Here is a 22,480-nt window from a genome sequence, read left to right on the forward strand (position 1 = left end):
GTGCCATCAGCGTGCCGAGCGCGTTGAGATCGGCCGCCGCGACGCTCGCGTGGGGATAGGTTCGGAGGATCACCTCATGGCTATCGTCTTCATCACCGGCAGCACCGACGGGCTCGGCCGGGCCGCAGCGCAATCGCTGCTCGATCAGGGGCATCGCGTGGTGCTGCATGCACGGACGGCCGATCGCGCCGCGGCCCTCGGCGAGCTCGGATCGCGGGCGACCGGGATCGCGGTGGGCAATCTCGGCAGCGACGCGGAGACGCGTGATATCGCGGACCAGGTCAACGCGATCGGGCGGATGGACGCGATCATCCATAATGCCGGCGTCTATGCGCAGCCGAGCCGCGGCGACACGCCGGAAGGCCACGCAACGACGCTGGCCGTCAATACGCTCGCGCCGTACATGCTGACGGCGCTGATCGAGCGCCCGGCCCGGCTGGTCTATCTCAGCAGCGGGCTGCATCGCGGCGGCGAAGGCTCGCTGCTGGATCTCGACTGGACGAAACGCCGCTGGGACTCAGCCAAGGCCTATGCCGAGACCAAGCTGCACGTCGTGGCGCTGGCATTTGCGCTGGCGCGACGTTGGCCGCAGGTGCTGAGCAACGCGGTCGACCCCGGCTGGGTGCGCACGCGCATGGGCGGAGCCGGTGCCCCTGTCGACATCGACACCGGCCAGCGCACGCAAGCCTGGCTCGCCGTGAGTGACGATCCCGACGCCCTGGTCAGCGGACGCTACTGGCACCACCTTCAGCAACAGGAGCCGGCGCGCGAAGCGACCGATCGAGCGTTCCAGGATGCGCTGCTGGCCAGGCTGGGCGAACTGACCGGAGTTGCCCTGCCATAGCGGGCGATCGGACGTGGTCGTGCCCCAGGGCGCCGATGAGGACTCCCCGGCCCGGCGCTGCTATCGCCGCGAGGCGAGGGTTGGACCCGAGGTCCATGTCTGATCGACAGCGCCGCCCTGCAAGGTCGCGCGCTTTTCGGCCACGGCATGATTGAACAGCTCGAGGACCAGGCTGAATGCGACCAGGTCCTCCTGCTCGATGGCTCCATCGTCATAGTCCTTGAGGGTCTCGCCGATGATCGCGTCGACCTCGCGCTGCGATTTCAACAGATCGCTTTCCGACTCCGCATTGCGGACCTCCGAGACCGCCGCAAGGATGCGGTTGCGAGAGCTGTCGTCGTCGCCCAGGTCATCCCGGTTCAGATAGCGGCGCAGCCACTCAGCGGCCGACCCGATGCCGGACAGCACCAGCAAGGCGAACCAGAAATAGTCGCTGTACTTGTCCAGGAAGGTTCGCTCCGTGCCGTTGATCACCGCTGCGGCGCCTCGATGCACGGAGGGCTCGGTCTCCTTCTCCGTGTCGGGCTTGGCGATGTGCGCGGCGCCGGCGAGGCCCTGCGTGATCGTGTCGCGGACCGCGAAGAGCTGCCGAAAGAAAGCCGCCGCCTTGGCTTCGGACAGTTCCTTCTTCGCCAAAATCAGGTGATTGACGCTGATCGTGTCGACCTTGTCCTCCGGCCAGGCCGGCTTCGCGCTGAAGACGCTGGCCGGAATTTCCTCGGCATCATAGCGCGGGTGCTTCAGGGCAATGGCTTCGGAGGCATCGATGGGAAGGAACTTGGGAGCGCCGCGCGCCCTCGCCGTCGCGGCAATGGCGTCCATCGTGATCTTGCTGTCGAGCGGACCGACAGCGAGATAGGCATCGAAGGTCGGATCTTGCGCCAGCTTTTCGATCTCGTCCGTCCCAAATTGAACTGTCGCAACCTTGTCGGGCGGCACGCCGGAGCCCTCCAGAATGGCCTGGAGGACTGCGACATTTGCTCCGGTCCTCCCGATGATGCCGACCTTGTGACCGGCCAGCTCGGCAATCTCGGTGATCTTGCCGCCGGCCTTCTTCTTGGGCTCGTTGTTCTTGGCCTCGTTGCCGCGTCGCCCGGAAGGCGACCACAGGACGACATAGTTCTTGCGCAGGACGGCTAGCGTTTGCGCGTCGGGCGGCATGCTGAGGTCGCCGCGGCCGATGGCGAGATCGGTTTTGTCGGCAGCTAGCAGGGCCAGGGATTCAGCCGCTCCCGCGGTCGTGATCGGGGAGAGCCTGACCGTCCTGCTCTCCTCCGCAAAGGCGTCGGCCATCGCTTGGACGACCTTGTGGTCGTCACTCCCCGCCGGTCCCACGGCAATCCGCAGAGTCTCGGGCTGCAAGACGTAAAAAAGGGCGGCTGCAGCGGCGCCAAAGGCCAGGAATCCCAACGCCAGCACGATCAGCAACCGTCGTTGCCGACGATCGTAAGCGCTCCTGGCTGGATCGGACGGTGACATCAGCGGCCCCTCTGAGCGCAAACGCGTGTTCGCGACAACCGCGCTGGAACTTAGGCGAACTGGTGTCAGTCCCGAATGTTCCGCGATGTCTTCAGATAGGTCGGGTGGCCGACTTTGCGAGGGGCTGGCCGCCTAATCTCTTATGGAGGAACACCGCTATACGGATGTCCGCGAAACAGCAGAAAGATGCAGTTGCATTCTCTTCCGCGCCGCCCCATCTCGGGAACACGCATCATTTGCGCCGTCTCCTCCCTTTCGCGAGAGCATCATGTCCTTTTACGATTCGACCGTGCCGGCCTACCTCCAGATCCTCGGCAGCCTTTCCGGGCTGCTCAGCAAGGCCGAAGCCCATTGCGAGGCCAGAAAGATCGCCCCGGAGGTTCTGCTCGGCGCACGGCTCTACCCGGACATGCTGCCGCTTTCCAAGCAGATCCAGCTCGCCTGCGACTTCGCCGCCAAGGGCTGCGCGCGGATCACCCATAGCGAGGTCCCGACCACGCCCGACACCGAGACGAGCTTTGCCGAGTTGCGCCAGCGGCTCGCCAAGACGGTCGATTACCTCAGGACCTTCAAGCCCGAGCAATTCGAAGGCGCCGATGGCCGGGACGTCACGTTCCCGGCGGCGGGCGGCGTCAGCGTGACGCTGAAGGGCCAGGATTTCGTCAACCGGGTCTCGTTTCCGAACTTCTATTTCCACGCCGCGATCGCCCACGGAATCTTGCGCCACAACGGCGTCGAGATTGGCAAGCGGGACTTCCTCGGCGTCGCCTGAGGCGGCGTTCTGCGTTTGATCGCAGGCTCGCAAACGAGCCAGGTTCACGGCTCGTCTGCATCCTGCGGATAGCTGATGGACTTGCGGCCTCCACCGCAATGCACAACTGACCACAAGCCTCTCCTCTCTCCCAGGAAGACATCGATGAGCACATCCAAACTGTTCGAGCCGACCAATCTGGGCCCCATCACCTTGGCCAATCGCGTCGTGATGGCGCCGCTGACGCGCAATCGCGCCGTCGCGGGCCTCGCCGCCGGGCCGCTGACGGCGGAATATTATGCCCAGCGCGCCAGCGCCGGCCTGCTGATCTCCGAGGCCAGCCAGGTCTCGCAGCAGGGCCAGGGCTATCAGGACACGCCCGGCATCTATTCCAAGGAGCAGATCGCCGGCTGGCGCAAGGTGACCGACGCGGTGCATGCCAAGGGCGGCCGCATCTTCATCCAGCTCTGGCATGTCGGCCGCATCTCGCATGTCTCGCTGCAGCCCGACGGCGGTGCACCGGTGGCGCCCTCGGCGATTCCCGCCAAGACCAAGACCTTCGTCGGCGGCACCTTCGCCGATGTCTCGACCCCGCGCGCGCTCGAGCTCGCTGAAATTCCGGGGATCGTCGACGCCTTCAAGCAGGCGGCGCTGAACGCGATCGAGGCCGGCTTCGACGGTGTCGAGATCCACGGCGCCAACGGCTATCTGCTCGACCAGTTCGCCAAGGACGGCGCCAACAAGCGCACGGACTCCTATGGCGGCTCGATCGAGAACCGGGCCCGGCTGATGTTGGAGGTCGCCAAGGCGGTCTCGGCCGCCATCGGTGCCGACAAGACCGGCATCCGGCTGTCGCCGGTGACGCCGGCCAACGATATCAGCGACTCCAATCCGCAGGCTCTGTTCGACTACATCGTCGACCAGCTCAATGCGCTCAATCTCGTCTACATCCACGTCATCGAGGGCGCCACCGGCGGCCCGCGCGACGTCGCACCGTTCGACTATGCGTCGCTGCGCAAGCGCTTCAAGGGGACGTATATCGCCAACAACGGCTACGATCGCCCGCTCGCCGACAAGCAGCTCGAGGCCGGCGCCGCCGACCTGATCGCCTTCGGCCGCCCGTTCATCGCCAACCCCGATCTGGTCGCGCGTCTCAAGGCCAACGCTCCGCTCAACGAGCTCGACCGCGCCACGCTGTATGGCGGCGGCGAGAAGGGCTATACGGATTATCCGACGTTGAAGCCGGCGCAGGCGGCGGAGTAGTCATTGGGTAGGGTGGGCAAAGCGCCGCCGTCAGGCGGCGTGTGCCCACCATGCATCAGCACCAACGGACGAAATGGTGGGCACGGCGCGCGATAGAGCGGAACGTGTCGCTTGCGGATCGGCTCGCCTTTGCCCACCCTACTCGCTGAAAACAAAGAAGGCCGGGATCTCTCCCGGCTTTCTTGCCACGGTGGGGGGCGTCCGTGGCGCAGCGCGGCTGCGCCTGTGGGGTTCAGCGCCTCAGAACTTGGCGCGGATGCCGGCATAGGCCGCGAGCGGCATGCCGGGCACCATGCTGCGCGGGTCGTTCATCACAAACGCATTTCCGCCACCGGCCGTGTTGAAGCCGGCCGGATCGAACACGGTGCCGGCCGAATAGTAGCGCTGGTTGAACAGGTTCTGGATCAGCCCGAACACCTCGACGTTCTTGGTCACCTGATAGGACGTATTCAGGTTCACGACCCAATAGGACGGGACCTTCGGATAGACATTGGTCTCGTCGTGCAGCAGGTACTGGCTTCCCACGTAGTTGACGCTGGCACCGACCTTCCAGGCATCGGTCACGGCATATTCGGCACCCAGCTTCAGGCGGTGCGACGGAATGCCGGGAATGTGGTTGCCGGAGACGACGCCGACGGGAACCTTCAGGAACGGATCGTTGACGTCGAAGGCGCTGCGGAAGGTGGCGTCGATGAAGGTGTAGTTGGCGTAGGCGGTCCAGCGATTCCAGGTCAGGTCGAGCTTGGCCTCGACACCCTGGCGCAACGTGGTGCCGGCGTTCTTGAAATAGCCGCGCACCGGGTTGAGCGGATCGACGACCTGGAGGATGTCGTCGGAATTCTCGGTGCGGAACAGGCTGAGGCCCCAGCGCAGCTTCCAGCCGCCGTCGACCGCGACCGACTTGATCGGCGCCTTGCGATAGGCCGGCAGATCGGCGGCATAGGCCGAGCGGCCGCCGGAGATCTCGCCGCGCAGACCGCCTTCGACGGTGCGCGAGACGACCTGCTTCAGCGGCGGATCGGCGATCAGGAAGTTGTCGATCAGGCAGGGATTGGCCGGATCGGAGCAGCCGAGCTCGAGCGGCGTCGGCGCGCGGTTGGCCTCGGAGTAGCCGGCATAGGCGGTCGTATCAGGCGTGATCTTGTAGGTCAGGCCGACCACCGGGTTGAAGCGCTGGAAATTGTTGTTGCTGTTGAGCAGCGGTCCGAAGCCGGTCTGGTCGCGCAGATTGATCTGCGCCCAGTTGAAGCGGCCGCCGGCGGTCAGCGCCAGCTGCGAGGTGATGTCGAAGGTGTTGGTCGCGTAGATGCCGAGATAGGTGTTCTTGGCGTTCAGGTTGACGGGCGCGAGCCCGGCATTGGGCTGGTCGATATAGACGCCGAGGCCGGTGACGAACAAATTGTTATCGATGGTGCCGAGCTCGGAGGTCGCCTGGAAGTTGGTGTTGCCGTGATCGACACTGGCGCCGACGACGAAATGGTTGTCATGGCCGAAGACCTGCGTGGTCGACGTCGCCTGCAGCGAGCCGCCATAGCTGTCGGTCTTGACCGTGTTGCGGTCGATTTGGCCGAGCGCGGTATCGGCGGCCAGCGTGTTGGCGGTGGGGCCATTGCGGTTGATGTCCCACGGGGTGCCGGCGGCGTCCTCGAGGACGAACACGCCGCCGCCATCCTGCACCTCGGTGCCGTTGCCGTCGAGGCGCGACGACTTGTAGTTACGGTAGTATCCGTTGGCCTGGATCGACAGCGTGTCCGTCGGCGCCCACTTCAGGCTGGCCTGCACCATCTGCATCTGCAGCCGCAACGATTGCGGCCAGGTGTAGACGCTGGACCAGCGCCGGTTCAGCATCTCGATCGGGGTGGCCGCCACCGAGCCGAGCTTGTTGTCGGCGCCGGTGAAGGACAGATGGAATTCGGTATTGTCGCCGCGCGCGCCGAAATCGGCATACATGCGCCGGACCTGCGAGGCCGACGAGTAGTCGCGCCAGCCGCGGTCATAGGCACCCTCCGCCGCGATATAGGCCGAGTAGGTGCCGTTGTTCCAGCCATACTGCGCGCCCGACTGGATGCGGCCGAACGAGCCACCGAACAGCTGCGCTTCTCCGCCCTGATAGGTGAAGCCGTTCTTCATTTCGATCGACAGCGCGCCACCGGTGGCGTTGAGGCCGAACAGCGGATTGTTCGGCATCAAGGTCATGCGCGCGATCGCCATCTCCGGAATCAGGTCCCAGTTGACGACGTCGCCGAAGGCTTCGTTGATGCGGGTGCCGTTCTGGTAGACCGCGATGCCCTGCGGTGTGCCGAGCACCGGCGACGCAGTTTGGCCGCGATAGTTGAGGTCGCGCTGAAACGTGTTGCCGGTCTGGTCGCTCAAGGATACGCCGGGCACCGATTGCAGGATGTTGTCGAGCAGCGACGGCGCCCGGGTGTGATCGAGCTCGCGCGCGCCGATGGTTTCGACATTGGACGGGATCTTGTCCTTCGACATCTCGCTGCCCTGGACGGGCGAGACGTTGACGACATCGAAGGTCGGCAGCGCCTCCTGCGCGCACACAACATCAGGTAGCAACGCACAGGTCGCGAGTAGAGCACTCTTCAGCGCCGAGAGTCTGGTCAAGACGGCCCCCAGTTTCTTGTCGACCGGTCGGAGTCAGCTCACGCCCCTGAGCCCCACCCGCTCCAAATCCAGTCAATTCCCACAGTTTACGAACGTTAACATTGGTAAAGCAGCGGCCAATACTGTCGCAATGGGGATTATTCTTCCCTCGCTAGGGACATTCTTCCCGAATCCGGCAACTTGCGACAATGTTGCCAAATTCTCTCCCCGGCTCAGCCGCACTGCCGCACTCGGTTCTGGTTTGCAAGGGAACTCGCGTGATGGAAACAAGCCGGCACGACCGGCGCCAAGGGCGAGACCTTCAACGGATGTATCGTGTTCTGCTCGTCGATGACCATCCGGTGGTGATCACGGCTTGCCACTCGCTTCTGGCTGCGGCCGGAATCGGCTCGTTATCCGAGGCGTATGATGCCGACAGCGGCTACGAAGCCTATGTTCGCGATAAGCCGGATGCAGCCGTCGTCGATCTGCGTCTGAAGGGCGATGAGCTCGGTGGGATCGGCTTGATCGAGCGGATGCGGTCGCATGACCCTGGAGCCAGGATTCTCGTCTTCAGCATGCTGGCCGATCCGCGCATCGTCCGCGTCGCGATCGACGCCGGTGCCAGCGGCTATCTGTTGAAGGATGCCGCGCCACAGGAGCTGCCGAAGGCGCTGGAGCAGGTGCGCGCTGGCGGCACCTATCTGGATCCGCAGCTCGCCACCCGAATCGCCATGCTCCGAGCCGATGCCGAGGGGACCTCTGAGGCGTCGCTGACGCAGCGCGAACGCCAAGCGCTCGCGCTGCTTGCGCAGGCCAAATCCTATCAGGCCATCGCTGACCAGCTCGGGATCAGCTACAAGACCGTCATCAACCTGACCTATCGGCTGCGGCAGAAGCTCGGCGCGCGCAGCCTGCCCGACTTGGTGCGCCTCGCCGTGGAGATGTCACGACCGGGCCTGTGAGCTCTGCCCGACATCCCGCACGTCCCAGCGCGGGTGAAGCTCAAAACGACAAGGCCCGCGGCGGTCTCCCGGCGCAGGCCTCGTTCTTGCGTCGATCGGTCCAGTCGGGACCGCAATCCTACTTCAGCAGCTTGGCGACCGACTTCAGCTCCTTGGAGTCGAGCGTGCCGTCATTGTCGGGATCGGCGGCCTTGAAGCGTCCCTCGACCAGCGCGAGATACTCGTCCTTGGTCAGGGTGCCGTCATTGTCCGGATCAGCGGCCTTGAGGTCCTTGGCCGAGACGCGGCCACGCAGCTCCTTGGCATCCAGCGTGCCGTCGTGATCGCGGTCGAGCTTGTCGAACAGGGCACCGGCCGCGGCGCGGACCTCGTTCATGTCGGCCGTGCCATCCTTGTCGGGATCGATCGAGGTCAGCAGCTTGGAAGGAGCCGAGGCGCTCACTGCGACCGTGGACGTGCCGACGATCGCGGCCATACCGACGGCTGCCGCCGTCATCATCAATTTCAAATTCATCGAATTGATCCTTTGGCTCCGCCGTCCGATGGGGGGCGGCGATGAGGGCGCTGCAACAACTGATGCGAGTGCTGCCGGCTTGACCGGATTACGCATGTAGGAGTTGACCTAGGCGAGCCCCGGCGGTTTCGCAAGTGCAAGAACGAGACAGCCGGGAAATTAGCGCCGGGAGCATCGGGACTAGAACCTGGGCCCATGCAGGAAATATCTCCCTGGACGGTCGCGACGCGGGCCTGTGTCCTCGTCGAGCACACCTCCTCCGCCCTCAGCCCGGGCATCGACTGCAACATGTCGTCGACGCTTCCCCGCACGCTCCCGAGCCTCGGCCGCCAGCGTGACCTTGGCTCCGTCGCGGCCTCTCGCAGTCCGCGTAGCCTTGCGTCCCTTGCACCCGGGCTCGGATGCGACGCAGCTCTTTCGCGCTCTGCTCTTGCCGATTTGCGTTTCATTCCACCAGGCCTCCAGCTGATCGCGTAGCGACGCCTGGGCGACGGCGGGTCTCTCCAGCAGCACGAGCGTCGATAGCAGGAGCGCGATCGTCAATCCCAACCTCACCGGCTGAGCTAACAAGCGGTGATGCTGGCCGAGGTTCTGATGCACGGGCATATCATTCTCTGGCCGATCCGGCGATCAGCAATTCACGCTGCAACGCATGGTTTCTCCGTTCTGTGACCTCATTGTGTTTGTAACGCGCCACATTCATCGCGCCCTTGAGATTCACTTGCAGATCGTCCGCCACATTGTCCCGGTCAAAACATCCCGATCCGATTGCCAAAACATCCCTATTGCCCGGGGATGCGGCCGCGACGCTGATGATTGCGGCGACCATCAACTGATCGTTTCCCGATTGCGTCACCTTTCGGCCGAGGCCGCCGCATGTTTTCGCCCTGCCGACTCGTTAGCTGTTCATCTCAGGGGGAGCACGAGGTATGCAATCGGGCGGCATCGCGAGACGACGACACGGACCAGCGCGATGGTGCAAGGCCGCCGCTGTCCTGCTGCTCGCACCGATCAGCGCCGCGGCCGAGGAGATCCAGGGCAACGACCCGGCCTCGCCAGGTCACTTCCAGGTCGAGCAGCGCTTCGGCTATGTCACGACCTTCAATCCGCAACAGCAGAACAACGGCCGCCGTGCCACGCAGCGCGCGCTCACCGGCGAGACCGAGATCGGCTACTCGCCGACCGAATGGTACGAGATCGCGCTGACCTCGCCTTACGCCATCGCGCGCGCCAACGTGCCGATGGCCATGGGCAACGTGATGGACAATGGCGTGCCCGGCTACTCATTCCAGTCCGGCGGCGTCACCATTCGCCAGACCTTCATCCAGGGCGACCGGCTCGAGCGCACGGTTTTTCTCGGCCTCGTGTCGCGCACCATCCTGGCGCCGCAGGGCGGCCTCACGCCGGATCTGTGGGTCGCCAACAAGGCCGGCGCCGGCCAGCCGGGCGCGCCTCGCTTCGTGCAGGAGGCGACGCCGCGGGTGTCCCAGATGTTCACCCCGATCATCGGTGTCAACCTGCCCAACGACTATCAACTGATCTTCAACGCCAACATGACATTCGGCATCGACGGCGCCGGCTCGGCGTTCGAGCCGTCGGTACGTTTCGTCAAACGGCTCAGCGACCGCTGGACCGTCGGCATCGAGCATTTCTCCAATCTCGGACCGATCGGCCACATCCTGCCGTGGAATCAACAGATGCAGACGCTCTATGCCGTCGCCGACACCAAGTTCAAAGGCTTCGAGTTCAGCTTCGGCGTCGGCTACGGCCTCACCAACGCGTCGCGCGGCCTCGCGATCAAAACCAGCATCGGCAAGGATTTCTGATCTCGCCGCGCGCCCTGCTCGCTTCAACTCAACCTACCAAAAGGACTCGTCATGCGTCGCCTCGTCACCGCCTGCGTCGTTCTCCTGCTGGCCGGCTCCGCCGCCTCAGCCGAGGACGGCCCGCGCTTTCTCAACCGCACCGGGCAGACCATCGTGAAGATGTATCTCGCAGCCGCCGGAACCAAGAACTGGGGCGTCGATCAGTGCAAGAACGACGACGAAGGTATGGTCGACCACAATGAGCGCATGACCATGGTCGGCGTGAAATCAGGCCGCTACGACATCAAGCTGTCCGAACAAGGCGGCCGCACCTGCATCGCCAAGAACATCGAGCTCAAGGAAGGCGCGCAGTTCGTCGTGCGAGACACCGACCTGACGGAGTGCTCCAAGTAGAGCGCCATTTCATTCGGCCCCCCAGGCCAACGTCGCGGCTGGCCTTCTCGCTCACTGGGGCCGGACGCGGATCGGGATCACCAGCGACGTTTGAGCCTGGGTCATCTCGGCCGGAAATGGCGGGAACGGCTGGGCGCGATCCACCAGCTCGAGCGCGGCGCGGTCCACGATGGCGGAGCCGGAGCTCGTGGCGACCCGGCGCGACACGAGGCGTCCGTTGCGCGCGATGACAGCGCTGACGCTGACCGTTCCTCCCTCTTTGCCGCCGGCCGCCATGCTGTTGTAGCGCCGGAAATGAGCGATGAACTCGCTGTTCCAGCTCGCCCTGCCCTGCCGCGCGCCCTCGCTGTCGGCGCCGGAGTTCGGCGCAGCGGCCGAACGGGCCGGCCGGCTTGGCAACGCCGCAATCTGCTTCGGCGGCGCCGGCTTCTTCTCGACCTTCCTCTCGGATGGCTTGCGCTCGACGCGCTCTTGCACGGGAGCGGGCTTCGCCTCTGGCGGTCTGGCCTCGATCGGTTTCGGCGGCGGCGGAGGCGGCAGCACGACGTCATCGGCGCGCGGCGGCTCGGGCGCGAGCGCGACCTGCGGCGCGGGCTCTGGTGTGGGCATCACGTCAGGCACGGGCTGCGGCTGCGCCATGACTTGCGGCTTAGGCTCGGAGGACGGCTGCGGCACGGGCTCCGCGACGGCCTCGCGCGCAACGGGCTGCTCCTTAGCCTCCTGCTTCGGCGGCTCTACAGGCGACGGCTCTGCCTGCGGCACGTCCTGAGTAGCAGGCGCCGGCTCGCTCACGACGGCCGGCGTGAACACGACATCGAACGCCGGCGCCTCGGCGCGCCCTTGTGGCGCCGGCCGCAACAACAAATAGCCGACCGCAAGCCCGACATGCAGGCCGGCCACCGCCAAGGCGGCGACGGTCCACAGCGTCCGCTCGCGGCGGTCGTCATGATCAAACGGATCGAGCGCCAGGACGCTCACGGCGCGGCTCGATCTTCCAGCGCGACCAGCGCCACCTTGGTGTAGCCGGCGCGGCGCAAGCTGTTCATCAGCGCCATCACCTCGCCATAGGGCAGCGTCTGGTCGGCGCGCAGCAGCACGCGCTGGCCGTGATCTGAGTTGGTTGCTGCATCGAGCGTGGCTGCGATATCCCCCTGCGCCACGCTCTGGTCGCCGACGGCGAGCGAGCGGTCGGCCTTGAAGGTCACGAACACCGGCGTCTCCGCGCGCGGCTGCGGCTCGGCGGAGATGGCGGGCAGATTGACCGGAATGTCGACGGTGGCGAGCGGCGCCGCCACCATGAAGATGATCAGCAGCACCAGCATGACGTCGATGAACGGCGTCACGTTGATGTCGTGCGTCTCCTCGAAGGCGTCGGGACGCTTGGCGAGCTTGACGGCCATGGCCTACTCCGCCGGATTGGCGATCGACAGCAGCGGCGCGTCGACGGCGCGGATGGCGCTGCGCCGCGCCTCGGCCGGACCGGCATGCTGGCGGTCGAGGTCGCGGCTGACCAGGCGCAACACCGCCACCGATGCATCGGCGATGACGGCGCGATAGCCGCCGGTCGCGCGCGCGAACAGGTTGTAGATGACGACGGCGGGAATCGCCGCCGCAAGGCCGAAGGCGGTCGCGAGCAGCGCCTCGGCGATGCCAGGCGCGACCACCGCGAGGTTGGTGGTGTGGGTGTGCGAGATGCCGATGAAGCTGTTCATGATGCCCCAGACGGTGCCGAACAGGCCGACGAACGGGCCGACCGCACCGACGGTCGCGAGAATGCCGATGCCGCGTCCGATCCGCGCCACCGCGCCGGCCTCGATCCGCTCGAACTGCCAGGCCACACGCTCCTTGATGCCATCCGCCGGCAGGCCGCGCGACTTGTCGATCTCGTCCTCGGCAACCGCAAGCAGGCGCCCGACCACGCCGTCCTCGGCGGCACTTCGTCCCGTCGCATCCGACAATGAGCGCGCAGCGACGGCAACTCCGAGCGCACCGCGCGCCGTGCGCAGCGCGGAGCGTAGCTGGATCGTCTTGACCACGAGAACGGTCCAGGTCGCGACCGACGCCAGCGCCAGTCCGATCATGACCGCCTTCACGACCATGTCGGCCTGCATGAACATGGTCCAGGGCGACAACGCTTCGGGCAGCGTGCTCGCGAGACTGGCGATGTGCGCCTGATCCATGGCCGAACTCCCTCGATGGCCCCGTGATTGGTGATCACGATTGAGCGCCGATCGCATGGAGCGACGCCGGATCGTGCCGAGGCCTTGTTGTTTCGCGTCGTTGGGGCAAAGTCGCGGCGAAGACCACGACAAATCCCGATGAGGAAGAGTGCCGCCTGTCCTCATCGGCTTCAAGGCGCTTGCGCCGTGGAAGTTGTCCCAGGTGACCCGGGAAGAATTCCCGATTGGAGCGGGAGATGCTCACTTGCCGGACAAAAGAAAAGGCCGGGATCGCTCCCGGCCTTGAGGTGACTGGAGCGCCCGATCAAGTCGGGCGCTCCCTTTGACAAGATGCTTACTTGGCTTCGGCGCGCTTCGGCGGAGAGGCCGGCCACGACTTGATCAGGGTGTCGTAGTCGATCGTCTCGCCCTTCGGCTTCTCGTTCGCGAGCTTGCGCTGCGGAGCGATGTTGCCGTCCTTGGCCGACTTGTTGAACCAGAACTCGGCCGATTCCTTCTTGTTCAGCTTCGGACCGCAGTCGCCCTGGACCTTGGACTTCTCGAGACGCTCGAGGACGGAGTCCTGAGCCGCCGCGAGCGCGTCCATCGCCTGCTGCGGAGTCTTCGCACCGGACGACGCATCGCCGATGTTCTGCCACCACAGCTGCGCGAGCTTCGGATAGTCCGGCACGTTGTTGCCGGTCGGGGTCCACTGCACGCGCGCGGGCGAGCGGTAGAACTCGATCAGGCCGCCGAGCTTCGGCGCACGCTCGGTGAACGACTTGTCCCAGATGTCGGATTCACGGATGAAGGTGAGACCGACATGGCTCTTCTTCAAGCTGACCGTCTTGGAGACGATGAACTGCTGATAGAGCCAGGCCGCCTTGCGGCGGTCGACCGGGGTCGACTTCAGCAGCGTCAGCGAGCCGACGTCCTGATAGCCGAGCTTCATGCCTTCCTTCCAATACGAGCCGTGCGGCGACGGGGCCATGCGCCATTTCGGCGTGCCGTCGGCGTTCATCACCGGCAGGCCAGGCTTGACCATGTCGGCGGTGAAGGCGGTGTACCAGAAGATCTGCTGGGCGATGTTGCCCTGCGACGGCACCGGCCCCGACTCGGAGAAGGTCATGCCCTGCGCCTGCGGCGGAGCATACTTCTTCATCCAGTCGAGGTACTTGGTGATCGAGTAGACGGCTGCGGGACCGTTGGTGTCGCCGCCGCGCTCGATCGAGGAGCCGACCGGACGGCAGCCTTCCATGCGGATGCCCCATTCGTCGACGGGCAGACCGTTCGGCAGGCCCTTGTCGCCGTTGCCGGCCATCGACAGCCAGGCGTCGGTGAAGCGCCAGCCGAGCGACGGGTCCTTCTTGCCATAGTCCATGTGACCATAGACCTTGACGCCGTTGATTTCCTTGATGTCGTTGGTGAAGAAATCAGCGATGTCCTCATAGGCCGACCAGTTCACGGGCACGCCGAGGTCGTAGCCATACTTGGCCTTGAACTTGGCCTTGTAGTCCGGATTGGTGAACCAGTCGTAGCGGAACCAATAGAGGTTGGCGAACTGCTGGTCCGGCAGCTGATAGAGATGGCCGTTCGGCGCCGAGGTGAACGACGTCCCGATGAAGTCCTTGACGTCGAGCATCGGGTTGGTGACGTCCTTGCCCTCGCCCGCCATCCACTCCGTCAGGTCGACAGCCTGGCCGTAGCGGAAGTGGGTGCCGATGAAGTCGGAATCGTTGATCCAGCCGTCATAGACGTTCTTGCCGGACTGCATCTGGGTCTGGATCTTCTCGACGACGTCACCTTCCTGGATGATGTCGTGCTTGACCTTGATGCCGGTGATTTCCTCGAACGCCTTGGCCAGCGTCTTGGCCTCGTACTCGTGCGTGGTCAGGGTCTCGGAGACGAAATTGATCTCCATGCCCTTGAAGGGCTGCGCGGCCTTGATGAACCACTGCATCTCCTTCAACTGGTCGTCCTTGGAGAGCGTGGACGGCTGGAATTCGGAGTCGATCCACTTCTTGGCAGCAGCCTCGTCGGCTCGCGCAGGCGCGGTGATCGCGGCCGACGCCGCCATCAGCGCAACCGCGCTCGTCATCATCCAGGCCCTTGCCCTCGTCGCAGGCCCGTTCCTTACCGGCAGATGTCGCATGGTGTTCCTCCGTTGCAGCGACAGACTTTTTTCAGGCCCGGGTTCCCCCCGGATCTGGTCGTTCTCGTTTGCTCAGACGATGCGAAAGATCGCAGCGGCCGAGGCAAGCGAAACCACGGTTGCGAGCCACAGGCTCGAGATCTCATATCCTTCCTCGCCGACCGGCAAGGTTGCAATCGTATCGGTTCCGACCAGGGCGATCCATGCCAGATGGATGACCGCCGCCAAGATCAGCGAAATGAACAGCCGATCGCCGCGCGTGGTCGGAATGCGCAGCACACCGACCCGCTCGACCTCAGGATACCGCGCAGCGAGCAGCGTCATGATGGCAAGCGTGCAGGCGAGCGCCGCGAAGAAGATCGCCGTCGGCAAGGTCCACGCCATCCATGCGAGACTGTCCATGGCTCAAACCTTTCTGCCAGAGAGGTTGAAAACTCCAGCACCGAGCGCGGTGCGCTCCCCTCCCCCTTGCGGGGAGGGGTCGGGGGTGGGGGTCTCCGCAAAAACTGCCCGAGGGGTACCCCCCACCCCGACCCTCCCCCACAAGGGGGGAGGGAGCGCACCGAGTGCTTGGCTGCGAACTCGTCCCATCATCACACCCGTCCCAGCGCGAAGCCGCGCGCGATGTAGTTGCGGACGAACCAGATGACCAGCGCGCCCGGGATGATCGTCAGCACGCCGGCGGCGGCGAGCAGGCCCCAATCCATGCCGGCGGCGGACACCGTTCGCGTCATGATCGCCGAGATCGGCTTGGCCTCGGTCGCAGTCAGCGTGCGCGCCAGCAACAGCTCGACCCAGGAGAACATGAAGCAGAAGAACGCGGCGACGCCGATGCCGCTGGCGATCAACGGCACCAGGATCTTGATGAAGAAGCGCGGGAACGAATAGCCATCGAGGAACGCCGTCTCGTCGATCTCGCGCGGCACGGACGAGACGAAGCCCTCGAGAATCCAGACCGCGAGCGGGATGTTGAAGATGCAATGCGCCAGCGCCACCGCCCAGGGCGTATCGAACAGCCCGATCGCCGAATAGAGATTGAAGAAGGGCAGCGCATACACCGCCGCCGGCGCCATGCGGTTCGACAACAGCCAGAAGAACAGATGCTTGTCGCCGAGGAAGCGGTAGCGCGCAAACGCATAGGCTGCCGGCAGCGCCACGGCGATCGAGATCACGGTGTTGATGACGACGTATTTCAGCGAGTTGATGTAGCCGGAATACCAGCTCTCGTCGGTGAAGATGCGCATGTAGTTCGCGATGGTCGGCTGATGCGGCCACAGCGTCATGGTCGAGACAATCTCGGTGTTGGTCTTGAAGCTCATGTTGACGAGCCAGTAGATCGGCAACAGCAGGAAGACCAGGAACAGCGAGATGATGACCCGACGGCCCGGAATGGTGTTCATTTCGCGCCCCCTTCCACCGGCCGGCGCTCGGCGCCGGCATTGGTCATGATGGTGTAGAATACCCAGCAGACGATCAGGATGATCAGATTGTAGACCAGCGACAGCGCAGCGGCCTTGCCGAGATCGAACTGGCCGAGCGCAATCTTGACGAGCTCGATCGAGATGAAGGTCGTCGAGTTGCCCGGTCCGCCGCCGGTGACCACGAACGGCTCGGTGTAGATCATGAAGCTGTCCATGAAGCGCAGCAGCACGGCGATCAGCAGCACGCGGTGCATCTTCGGCAGCTGGATCGCGGTGAACACCGCCCAGCGCGAGGCGCCGTCGATCTGTGCCGCCTGGTAGTAGGCGTCCGGGATCGATTTGAGGCCGGAGTAGCACAGCAGCGCCACCAGGCTGGTCCAGTGCCAGACGTCCATCAGGATGACCGTGAACCAGGCGTCGGCATCGTTGGAGACGTAGTTGTAGTCGAGGCCGACATGGTTGAGCACATAGCCCAGCAGGCCGATGTCGGGACGCCCGAAGATCTGCCAGATGGTCCCGACCACGTTCCACGGAATCAGCAGCGGCAAGGCCAGCACAACCAGGGTGAACGCCACGGTCCAGCCCTGCCGTGGCATGGCCAGCGCAATCACGATGCCGAGCGGCACCTCGATGGCGAGAATAGCGGGCGGAGAAGATCAAATTGCGCCACAGCGAGGCGACGAAGCGGCCGCCGAGATCGGTGGAGGGATCGAGCAGCTCCTTGAACCAGCCGACGCCATTCCAGAAGAACTGGTTGTTGCCGAAGGTGTCCTGCATCGAATAGTTCACCACCGTCATCAGCGGCAGGATCGCGGAGAACGCGACCAGCAGGAACACCGGCAGCACCAGGAACCAGGCCTTGTTGTTGATGGTCTTGTCCATCACTCAGGCTCCCTCGACCAGACGGCTGTCGGCATAGACGTGGACATAGGCAGGATTGAACTTCAACCCGATTGCCGAGCCCGATGGCGAGAAGCCAGCGGGCAAGCGCGCGGCGAACTTGACGTCGCCGACACGGACGCGCGCAAAGCGGATGCGGCCGAGATCGTCGACGCGCTCGATATTGGCGTCGAGCAGGCCCGGCCCGGGCGCGGCGACATCGACGAATTCCGGCCGCACGCCGATCTCGATCTTGGCGCCGGCCGGCAGCGCGTCATAGCTGCGCGCAAGCTGCAGCGTGTGGCCGTCGATGCGAGCCTCGCGTCCCTTCACTTCGGCGGAGAGGATGTTCATGCCGGGCGAGCCGATGAAATAGCCGACGAAGGTGTGCGCGGGCTTGTCGAACAGCTCGGCCGGCGTGCCGCTCTGCACGACGCGGCCGTCATGCATCACGACGACGGTGTCGGCGAAGGTCAGTGCCTCCGTCTGGTCGTGGGTGACGTAGATCATCGTGAGATCGAGCTCGCGATGCAGCGCCTTCAGCTTCGAACGCAGCTGCCATTTCAGCTCCGGATCAATCACCGTCAGCGGCTCGTCGAACAGCACGGCGGCAACGTCGGAACGCACCAGGCCGCGGCCGAGCGAGATCTTCTGCTTGGCATCGGCGGTGAGCCGCGTCGCCTTGCGATTGAGATCCGGCGTGAGATCCAGGAGCCGCGCGATCTCGGCGACGCGCTTGTCGATCTCGGCCTTGGGCACGCCGCGGTTCTTCAGCGGGAAGGCGAGGTTCTCGCCGACGGTCATCGTGTCGTAGATCACCGGGAACTGGAACACCTGCGCGATGTTGCGCTCGCGGGTGGACGCTTTGGTGATGTCGGTGCCGTCGAACAGGATCTTGCCGTGCGACGGCGTGAGAATGCCGGAGATCAGGTTCAGGAGCGTCGTCTTACCACAGCCGGATGGGCCGAGCAGCGCATAGGCGCCGCCCTGGCGCCACGTCATCGTCACCGGCTTCAGCGCGTAGCTCTCGACGTCGCTGCCGTTGCCGTAGGAGTGGGCCAGACCTTCGAGGTCAATGCGGGCCATGCGGCATCTCCCTCAGATCGCCGGCGCCGCGACCAGACGGTCGCTGGCGTCGAACACGAACACGTTGGTGGGATCGAGCACGGCATCGAGCACTTCGCCGGGCTCGTATTCATGCACGCCGTGCAGCACGGCGACCCAGTTCAGGCCGTCGCGCTTGAGATGCACGAAGCTCTCCGAGCCCGTGATCTCAGTGACCGAGACGGTCGCCGGAAAAGCGTGGCGGCCGTGGCTGCCGTCGCCCTTGGCCAGCCCAAGCTGGTGCGGACGGAAGCCGACGCGGTAGCTGCCATCGGGCAGATCGGCATACAGCCCAATGGCGGGCGCCTTGACGCTCCCTGCGTATTCGACGCTGTCGCCGCGCTTCTGGATATCGACAATGTTCATCGGCGGATCGGAGAACACCTGGCCGACGCGCAAGGTGTCGGGACGGCGGTACACGGACGCGGTGTCACCCGCCTGCAGCGCCTCGCCTTCCCACATGCAGATGGTGCGGCCGCCGAGCAGCAACGCTTCCGACGGCTCGGTGGTGGCATAGACGAAGATCGCTCCCGACGCCTCGAAGATGCGCGGCAATTCGGTCCGCAACTCCTCGCGCAGCTTGTAGTCGAGATTGGCCAAGGGCTCGTCGAGCAGCACGAGATCGGCGCCCTTCACGAGTGCCCGCGCCATGGCCGTGCGCTGCTGCTGACCGCCGGAGAGCTGCAACGGTGTGCGCTTCAAATAAGGCTCGAGCCGGAGCAGCCTCGCGGCTTCCGCCACGCGCTTCTCGATCTCCTCGCGCGGCTTGCCCTGCACGCGCAGCGGCGATGCGATGTTCTCATAAACGGTCAGCGAGGGATAGTTGATGAACTGCTGATAGACCATCGCGACCGAGCGTTGCCGCACGTCGGCGCCGGTGACGTCCTTGCCGTCGACCAGCACGCGGCCGGTGGTCGGCTTGTCCAGGCCGGCGAGCAGCCGCATGATCGAGGTCTTTCCGGACAGGGTCGGGCCGAGCAGCACGCTCAGCGTTCCCCGCTGCAACGTCAGCGAGACGTCGCGAATCGTGGTGACGCCATCGACGACGCGCGAGACGTGATCGAGCGTGACGCTCATGCGCGTCCCCCGGCTTCACGCGCCGTCGCGGCCGCGCGCTCGCGGCTGGCGATGATCCACGCATCGAGCGCGGCGATCTCAGCCGCCGACATCCGCAACCCCAGCTTCGATCGCCGCCACACGATGTCCTCGGCCGTCAACGCCCACTCATTCGTCATCAGGTACCTGACTTCACGCTCCGTCAAGGTGCCACCGAAATCCTGGCCCAGATCGGCCGAAGATGTCGCACCCGCGAGCATGGTCTTGGCCCGCGTGCCATAGGCATGCGCGATGCGCTTCGCATGCGCGTCGGTCAGGAACGGATAGGTCTTGCGGAGATCCGCAATCAGCGCGGCGACCGCGTCGACTGACATGTCGCCGCCGGGCAGCTTTGCCTTGCCGGTCCAGCCCTCCTCCGCTTTGGCGCCCTTCAGATAAGGACCAAGGCGCTCGAGGGCCTCCTCCGACAAGCGCCGGTAAGTGGTGATCTTGCCGCCATAGATCGAGAGCAGCGGCAGGCCGCCGGGCGTATCGAGCTCGAAGACGTAGTCGCGCGTCGCAGCCTTGGCTTCGCTCGCGCCGTCATCATACAGCGGACGCACGCCGGAATAGCTCCACACCACATCGGCCGGCGTCACCGGCTTCGCGATGTACTCGCCGAGCGCGGCGCAGAGATAGGCGATCTCCTCGTCGGTCGCCTTCACCTTGGCCGGATCGCCCTGGTAGTCGCGATCGGTGGTGCCGATCAGCGTAAAATCCTGCTGATAGGGAATGGCGAAGATGATGCGGCCGTCGGCGTTCTGGAAGATGTAGGCGCGGTCGTGATCGTAGAGCTTGCGCACCACGATGTGCGAGCCCTGCACCAGCCGCACCTTGGCCTTCGCATTGACGCCGGCACCGGTCGACAGCACCTGCTCGACCCACGGCCCGGCGGCATTCACCAGCGCGCGCGCCTTGATGGTCTCGCGCTCGCCGGTCTGGGTGTTCTCGGTCGTCACGAGCCAGACGCTGCCGTCCTGGCGGATCTCGGTCGCGCGGGTGCGGGTGCGGATCTCGGCACCGCGGTCGGCGGCATCGCGCGCGGTCAGCACCACGAGGCGTGCGTCATCGACGAAGCAATCGGAATATTCGAAGCCGGTGGCGTAGCGCCCGGCAATCAAGGGACGACCGACCTCGTCGCTGCGCAGGTTCACCGAGCGCGTCGGCGGCAAGAGCTTGCGGCCACCGAGATGGTCATAGAGGAACAAACCGAGGCGCAGCAGCCAGGCCGGTCGCAGGCCGGAATGATGCGGCAGAACGAAACGCAGCGGGCGGATGATGTGGGGCGCGATCTGCCACAGGATCTCGCGCTCGATCAGCGCCTCGCGCACGAGCCGAAACTCGTAATATTCCAGATAGCGCAGGCCGCCATGGACGAGCTTGGTCGACCATGACGAGGTTCCGCTCGCCAGATCGTTCATTTCGCAGAGAAAAACGGAATTCCCGCGTCCGGCCGCATCGCGCGCGATGCCGCAGCCATTCACGCCGCCTCCGACAATGGCGAGGTCGTAGATCCGCTCCAACAGACGCATCCCCCGAGCAATCGCCTTCCGTCGGCGATTTCACTTTCGGTTTCGAGTTAAACACAAACGAAAGTGAAAGCAAATCGAAATTCGCAGGTTGGCCCCAGCTTCGGCAAAACCTGCCCAAACCGGGATCAAAGAGCCTGTAGGGGTGGCGGGGGCTCAGGCGCGGCGGAGCACGGAGGGGGAGGCGCTTTCGTTTGCCTCGGCCGCGTCATCCGCCTCGTCGGCGGGCATGGCCGAGATCACCTCGATGCCCCTGCTGTGGCAGAGGCTGGCCAATCCATCCGGCAAGGGACGGTCGGTGACGAAGGTCTGGATCTGGCTGAGATGGGCGATGCGCACCGGGGCGCTACGGTGGAGCTTGGTGGAATCGGCGACCAGCATCACGCTGCGCGCGTTGGCGATGATCGCCTGCGCGACCTGCACCTCGCGATAGTCGAAGTCGAGGAGCGCACCCTCCTCGTCGATCGCCGACGCCCCGATGATGGCGTAGTCGACCTTGAACTGGCCGATCAGCTGCGTCGCGGTCGAGCCGATCACGCCGCCATCCGAGCGCCGCACGCTGCCGCCGGCCACGATCACCTCGATGCGCGGATGCGGATAGAGCAGCATCGCGACATTGAGATTGTTGGTGATGACGAGCAGATCCTGATGCGAGGTGAGCGCGCTCGCCACCTCCTCCGTCGTCGTGCCGATATTGATGAAGAGCGAGGAGCCGTTGGGAATGCGCGCGGCCGCGATCGCGCCGATCGCTTTCTTCTCGTCCGCAGCGACGAAGCGCCGCGCCTCATAAGCGAGGTTCTCGACCCCCGAGGCGATGATCGCGCCGCCATGGATGCGGGTCAGCGCCCGCTGCTCGCAGAGATCGTTGAGATCCTTGCGAATGGTCTGCGCCGACACTTCGAACCGGCGCGACAGATCCTCCACCATGACGCGGCCGGAGGCGCGGGCGATGTTGAGGATGTCGGTCTGGCGTTGGGACAGGACGGCCATGGCAAGCTTTCGCGACAAGCTGCACCATGGTGATGCTGATCGAGTCAAGGGTCAATGCAGGAAGAGCCTGGACGCACCGCAACAATCACCGGCCTGGCGGAGGAGCATGGCCGCATCTCGCGGACGACTACGATGGCGCAGGCCGGCGCGTTCCTCGACTCAGGCGGCTGCGCTCAGCTCGCCCGTGATGATGCGCAACGCGGCGCGTTCGGCCTCACGGGCATTGCGAAACACCTGGCCCTCGAGCGCATTGAAGCGGTGCGACGCGGCGAAGAAGCGAAAGCCGCCGCGATCGCGGACGACGATTCCTGCCGCCTGAGAGCTGACCTCGATGATGTAGGTGTCGGACATTGCAAAATCCCGTCGTTCATTCCGGGGCTTATAACGGAGCGTTGAGAGGAATGTTCCCTTTGGCGCCCGCGGCTTCGGTCCATGCGGAATCTCAACAGGCGATTCTGTCCATGATGTGTTTGATCGATGCCCGGCTGATGATGAGGTGTTGTCGTTTGCGTTGTCTCGCA

At 64.9% G+C, this 22,480-nt stretch carries 21 protein-coding genes and 1 pseudogene; 6 read left to right on the plus strand and 16 right to left on the minus strand.

All coding sequences use genetic code 11. The annotated features are described in order from the left end of the window. The first annotated feature begins 76 nt into the window (after positions 1-76). Positions 77-844, plus strand: a complete 768-nt coding sequence (locus tag ACVILH_RS33230) for an SDR family NAD(P)-dependent oxidoreductase (RefSeq protein ID WP_456716663.1) — start codon at positions 77-79, stop codon at positions 842-844. Between the two features lie 60 nt (positions 845-904). Here the strand turns inward: ACVILH_RS33230 and ACVILH_RS33235 are convergent, their stop codons facing one another. Continuing rightward, entirely contained in the window at positions 905-2,323 is a 1,419-nt protein-coding gene (locus ACVILH_RS33235) for an ABC transporter substrate-binding protein (protein ID WP_456716664.1), read from the minus strand. Between the two features lie 268 nt (positions 2,324-2,591). Here ACVILH_RS33235 and ACVILH_RS33240 point away from each other — a divergent pair, with 268 nt between their 5' ends. Continuing rightward, positions 2,592-3,095: a DUF1993 domain-containing protein gene (locus tag ACVILH_RS33240; RefSeq protein ID WP_456716665.1), complete on the plus strand. Its 504-nt coding sequence runs from the start codon at positions 2,592-2,594 to the stop codon at positions 3,093-3,095. Positions 3,096-3,239: 144 nt separating this feature from the next. After that, complete coding sequence (locus ACVILH_RS33245) at positions 3,240-4,337, plus strand: alkene reductase (RefSeq protein ID WP_456716666.1); 1,098 nt, start codon at positions 3,240-3,242, stop codon at positions 4,335-4,337. A gap of 240 nt (positions 4,338-4,577) precedes the next feature. Here ACVILH_RS33245 and ACVILH_RS33250 read toward each other — a convergent pair whose 3' ends face one another. Then, the gene (locus tag ACVILH_RS33250) at positions 4,578-6,953 is read right to left on the minus strand and encodes a TonB-dependent receptor (RefSeq protein ID WP_456716667.1); all 2,376 of its coding nucleotides are present in this window, start codon (positions 6,951-6,953) and stop codon (positions 4,578-4,580) included. A gap of 308 nt (positions 6,954-7,261) precedes the next feature. Here ACVILH_RS33250 and ACVILH_RS33255 point away from each other — a divergent pair, with 308 nt between their 5' ends. After that, positions 7,262-7,897: a response regulator transcription factor gene (locus ACVILH_RS33255; RefSeq protein WP_456716668.1), complete on the plus strand. Its 636-nt coding sequence runs from the start codon at positions 7,262-7,264 to the stop codon at positions 7,895-7,897. A gap of 118 nt (positions 7,898-8,015) precedes the next feature. Here the strand turns inward: ACVILH_RS33255 and ACVILH_RS33260 are convergent, their stop codons facing one another. Both ACVILH_RS33260 and ACVILH_RS33265 read right to left on the minus strand, forming a co-directional pair. After that, on the minus strand, positions 8,016-8,372 hold the full coding sequence (locus ACVILH_RS33260) for an EF-hand domain-containing protein (RefSeq protein ID WP_456717153.1): 357 nt from the start codon (positions 8,370-8,372) through the stop codon (positions 8,016-8,018). 646 nt (positions 8,373-9,018) lie between these two features. Further along, positions 9,019-9,240, minus strand: coding sequence for a hypothetical protein (locus tag ACVILH_RS33265; RefSeq protein WP_456716669.1), 222 nt, complete (start codon positions 9,238-9,240; stop codon positions 9,019-9,021). A gap of 100 nt (positions 9,241-9,340) precedes the next feature. Here ACVILH_RS33265 and ACVILH_RS33270 point away from each other — a divergent pair, with 100 nt between their 5' ends. Further along, positions 9,341-10,237, plus strand: coding sequence for a hypothetical protein (locus ACVILH_RS33270; protein ID WP_456716670.1), 897 nt, complete (start codon positions 9,341-9,343; stop codon positions 10,235-10,237). Between the two features lie 51 nt (positions 10,238-10,288). Next, a complete protein-coding gene (locus ACVILH_RS33275) occupies positions 10,289-10,630 on the plus strand; it encodes a hypothetical protein (RefSeq protein ID WP_456716671.1) in 342 nt (113 codons plus the stop codon). Between the two features lie 51 nt (positions 10,631-10,681). Here the strand turns inward: ACVILH_RS33275 and ACVILH_RS33280 are convergent, their stop codons facing one another. From ACVILH_RS33280 to ACVILH_RS33335, 12 genes and pseudogenes are all read right to left on the minus strand, one after another. Then, a complete protein-coding gene (locus ACVILH_RS33280) occupies positions 10,682-11,608 on the minus strand; it encodes a TonB family protein (protein ID WP_456716672.1) in 927 nt (308 codons plus the stop codon). Next, the gene (gene exbD / locus ACVILH_RS33285; RefSeq protein ID WP_456716673.1) at positions 11,605-12,030 is read right to left on the minus strand and encodes a TonB system transport protein ExbD; all 426 of its coding nucleotides are present in this window, start codon (positions 12,028-12,030) and stop codon (positions 11,605-11,607) included. Before exbD ends, ACVILH_RS33280 begins: the two co-directional genes overlap by 4 nt. A 3-nt stretch (positions 12,031-12,033) precedes the next feature. Next, positions 12,034-12,810, minus strand: a complete 777-nt coding sequence (exbB, locus tag ACVILH_RS33290) for a tonB-system energizer ExbB (RefSeq protein ID WP_456716674.1) — start codon at positions 12,808-12,810, stop codon at positions 12,034-12,036. A gap of 334 nt (positions 12,811-13,144) precedes the next feature. Next, positions 13,145-14,887 carry an ABC transporter substrate-binding protein gene (locus ACVILH_RS33295; protein ID WP_456716675.1) on the minus strand — a complete coding sequence of 581 codons (1,743 nt, stop codon included), beginning with the start codon at positions 14,885-14,887 and terminating at the stop codon, positions 13,145-13,147. Between the two features lie 126 nt (positions 14,888-15,013). Next, the gene (locus ACVILH_RS33300) at positions 15,014-15,343 is read right to left on the minus strand and encodes a DUF2160 domain-containing protein (protein WP_456716676.1); all 330 of its coding nucleotides are present in this window, start codon (positions 15,341-15,343) and stop codon (positions 15,014-15,016) included. A 191-nt stretch (positions 15,344-15,534) separates the two neighbouring features. Beyond that, complete coding sequence (locus ACVILH_RS33305) at positions 15,535-16,341, minus strand: carbohydrate ABC transporter permease (RefSeq protein ID WP_456716677.1); 807 nt, start codon at positions 16,339-16,341, stop codon at positions 15,535-15,537. Further along, positions 16,338-17,244, minus strand: a pseudogene (locus ACVILH_RS33310) (carbohydrate ABC transporter permease). Before ACVILH_RS33310 ends, ACVILH_RS33305 begins: the two are co-directional and overlap by 4 nt. Before the next feature lie 3 nt (positions 17,245-17,247). Further along, positions 17,248-18,327 carry an ABC transporter ATP-binding protein gene (locus ACVILH_RS33315; RefSeq protein WP_456716678.1) on the minus strand — a complete coding sequence of 360 codons (1,080 nt, stop codon included), beginning with the start codon at positions 18,325-18,327 and terminating at the stop codon, positions 17,248-17,250. 12 nt (positions 18,328-18,339) lie between these two features. After that, complete coding sequence (locus ACVILH_RS33320) at positions 18,340-19,422, minus strand: ABC transporter ATP-binding protein (protein WP_456716679.1); 1,083 nt, start codon at positions 19,420-19,422, stop codon at positions 18,340-18,342. Further along, positions 19,419-20,972 (minus strand): glycerol-3-phosphate dehydrogenase, encoded by a 1,554-nt coding sequence (glpD, locus tag ACVILH_RS33325; RefSeq protein ID WP_456716680.1) that lies wholly within the window; start codon positions 20,970-20,972, stop codon positions 19,419-19,421. The genes ACVILH_RS33320 and glpD overlap by 4 nt, the downstream gene beginning before the upstream one ends. A gap of 153 nt (positions 20,973-21,125) precedes the next feature. Beyond that, positions 21,126-21,959 (minus strand): DeoR/GlpR family DNA-binding transcription regulator, encoded by an 834-nt coding sequence (locus tag ACVILH_RS33330; RefSeq protein ID WP_456716681.1) that lies wholly within the window; start codon positions 21,957-21,959, stop codon positions 21,126-21,128. A gap of 159 nt (positions 21,960-22,118) precedes the next feature. Next, the gene (locus ACVILH_RS33335) at positions 22,119-22,310 is read right to left on the minus strand and encodes a hypothetical protein (protein ID WP_456716682.1); all 192 of its coding nucleotides are present in this window, start codon (positions 22,308-22,310) and stop codon (positions 22,119-22,121) included. Positions 22,311-22,480: the final 170 nt, after the last annotated feature.

The sequence above is a fragment of the Bradyrhizobium sp. USDA 4353 genome (assembly GCF_054063215.1).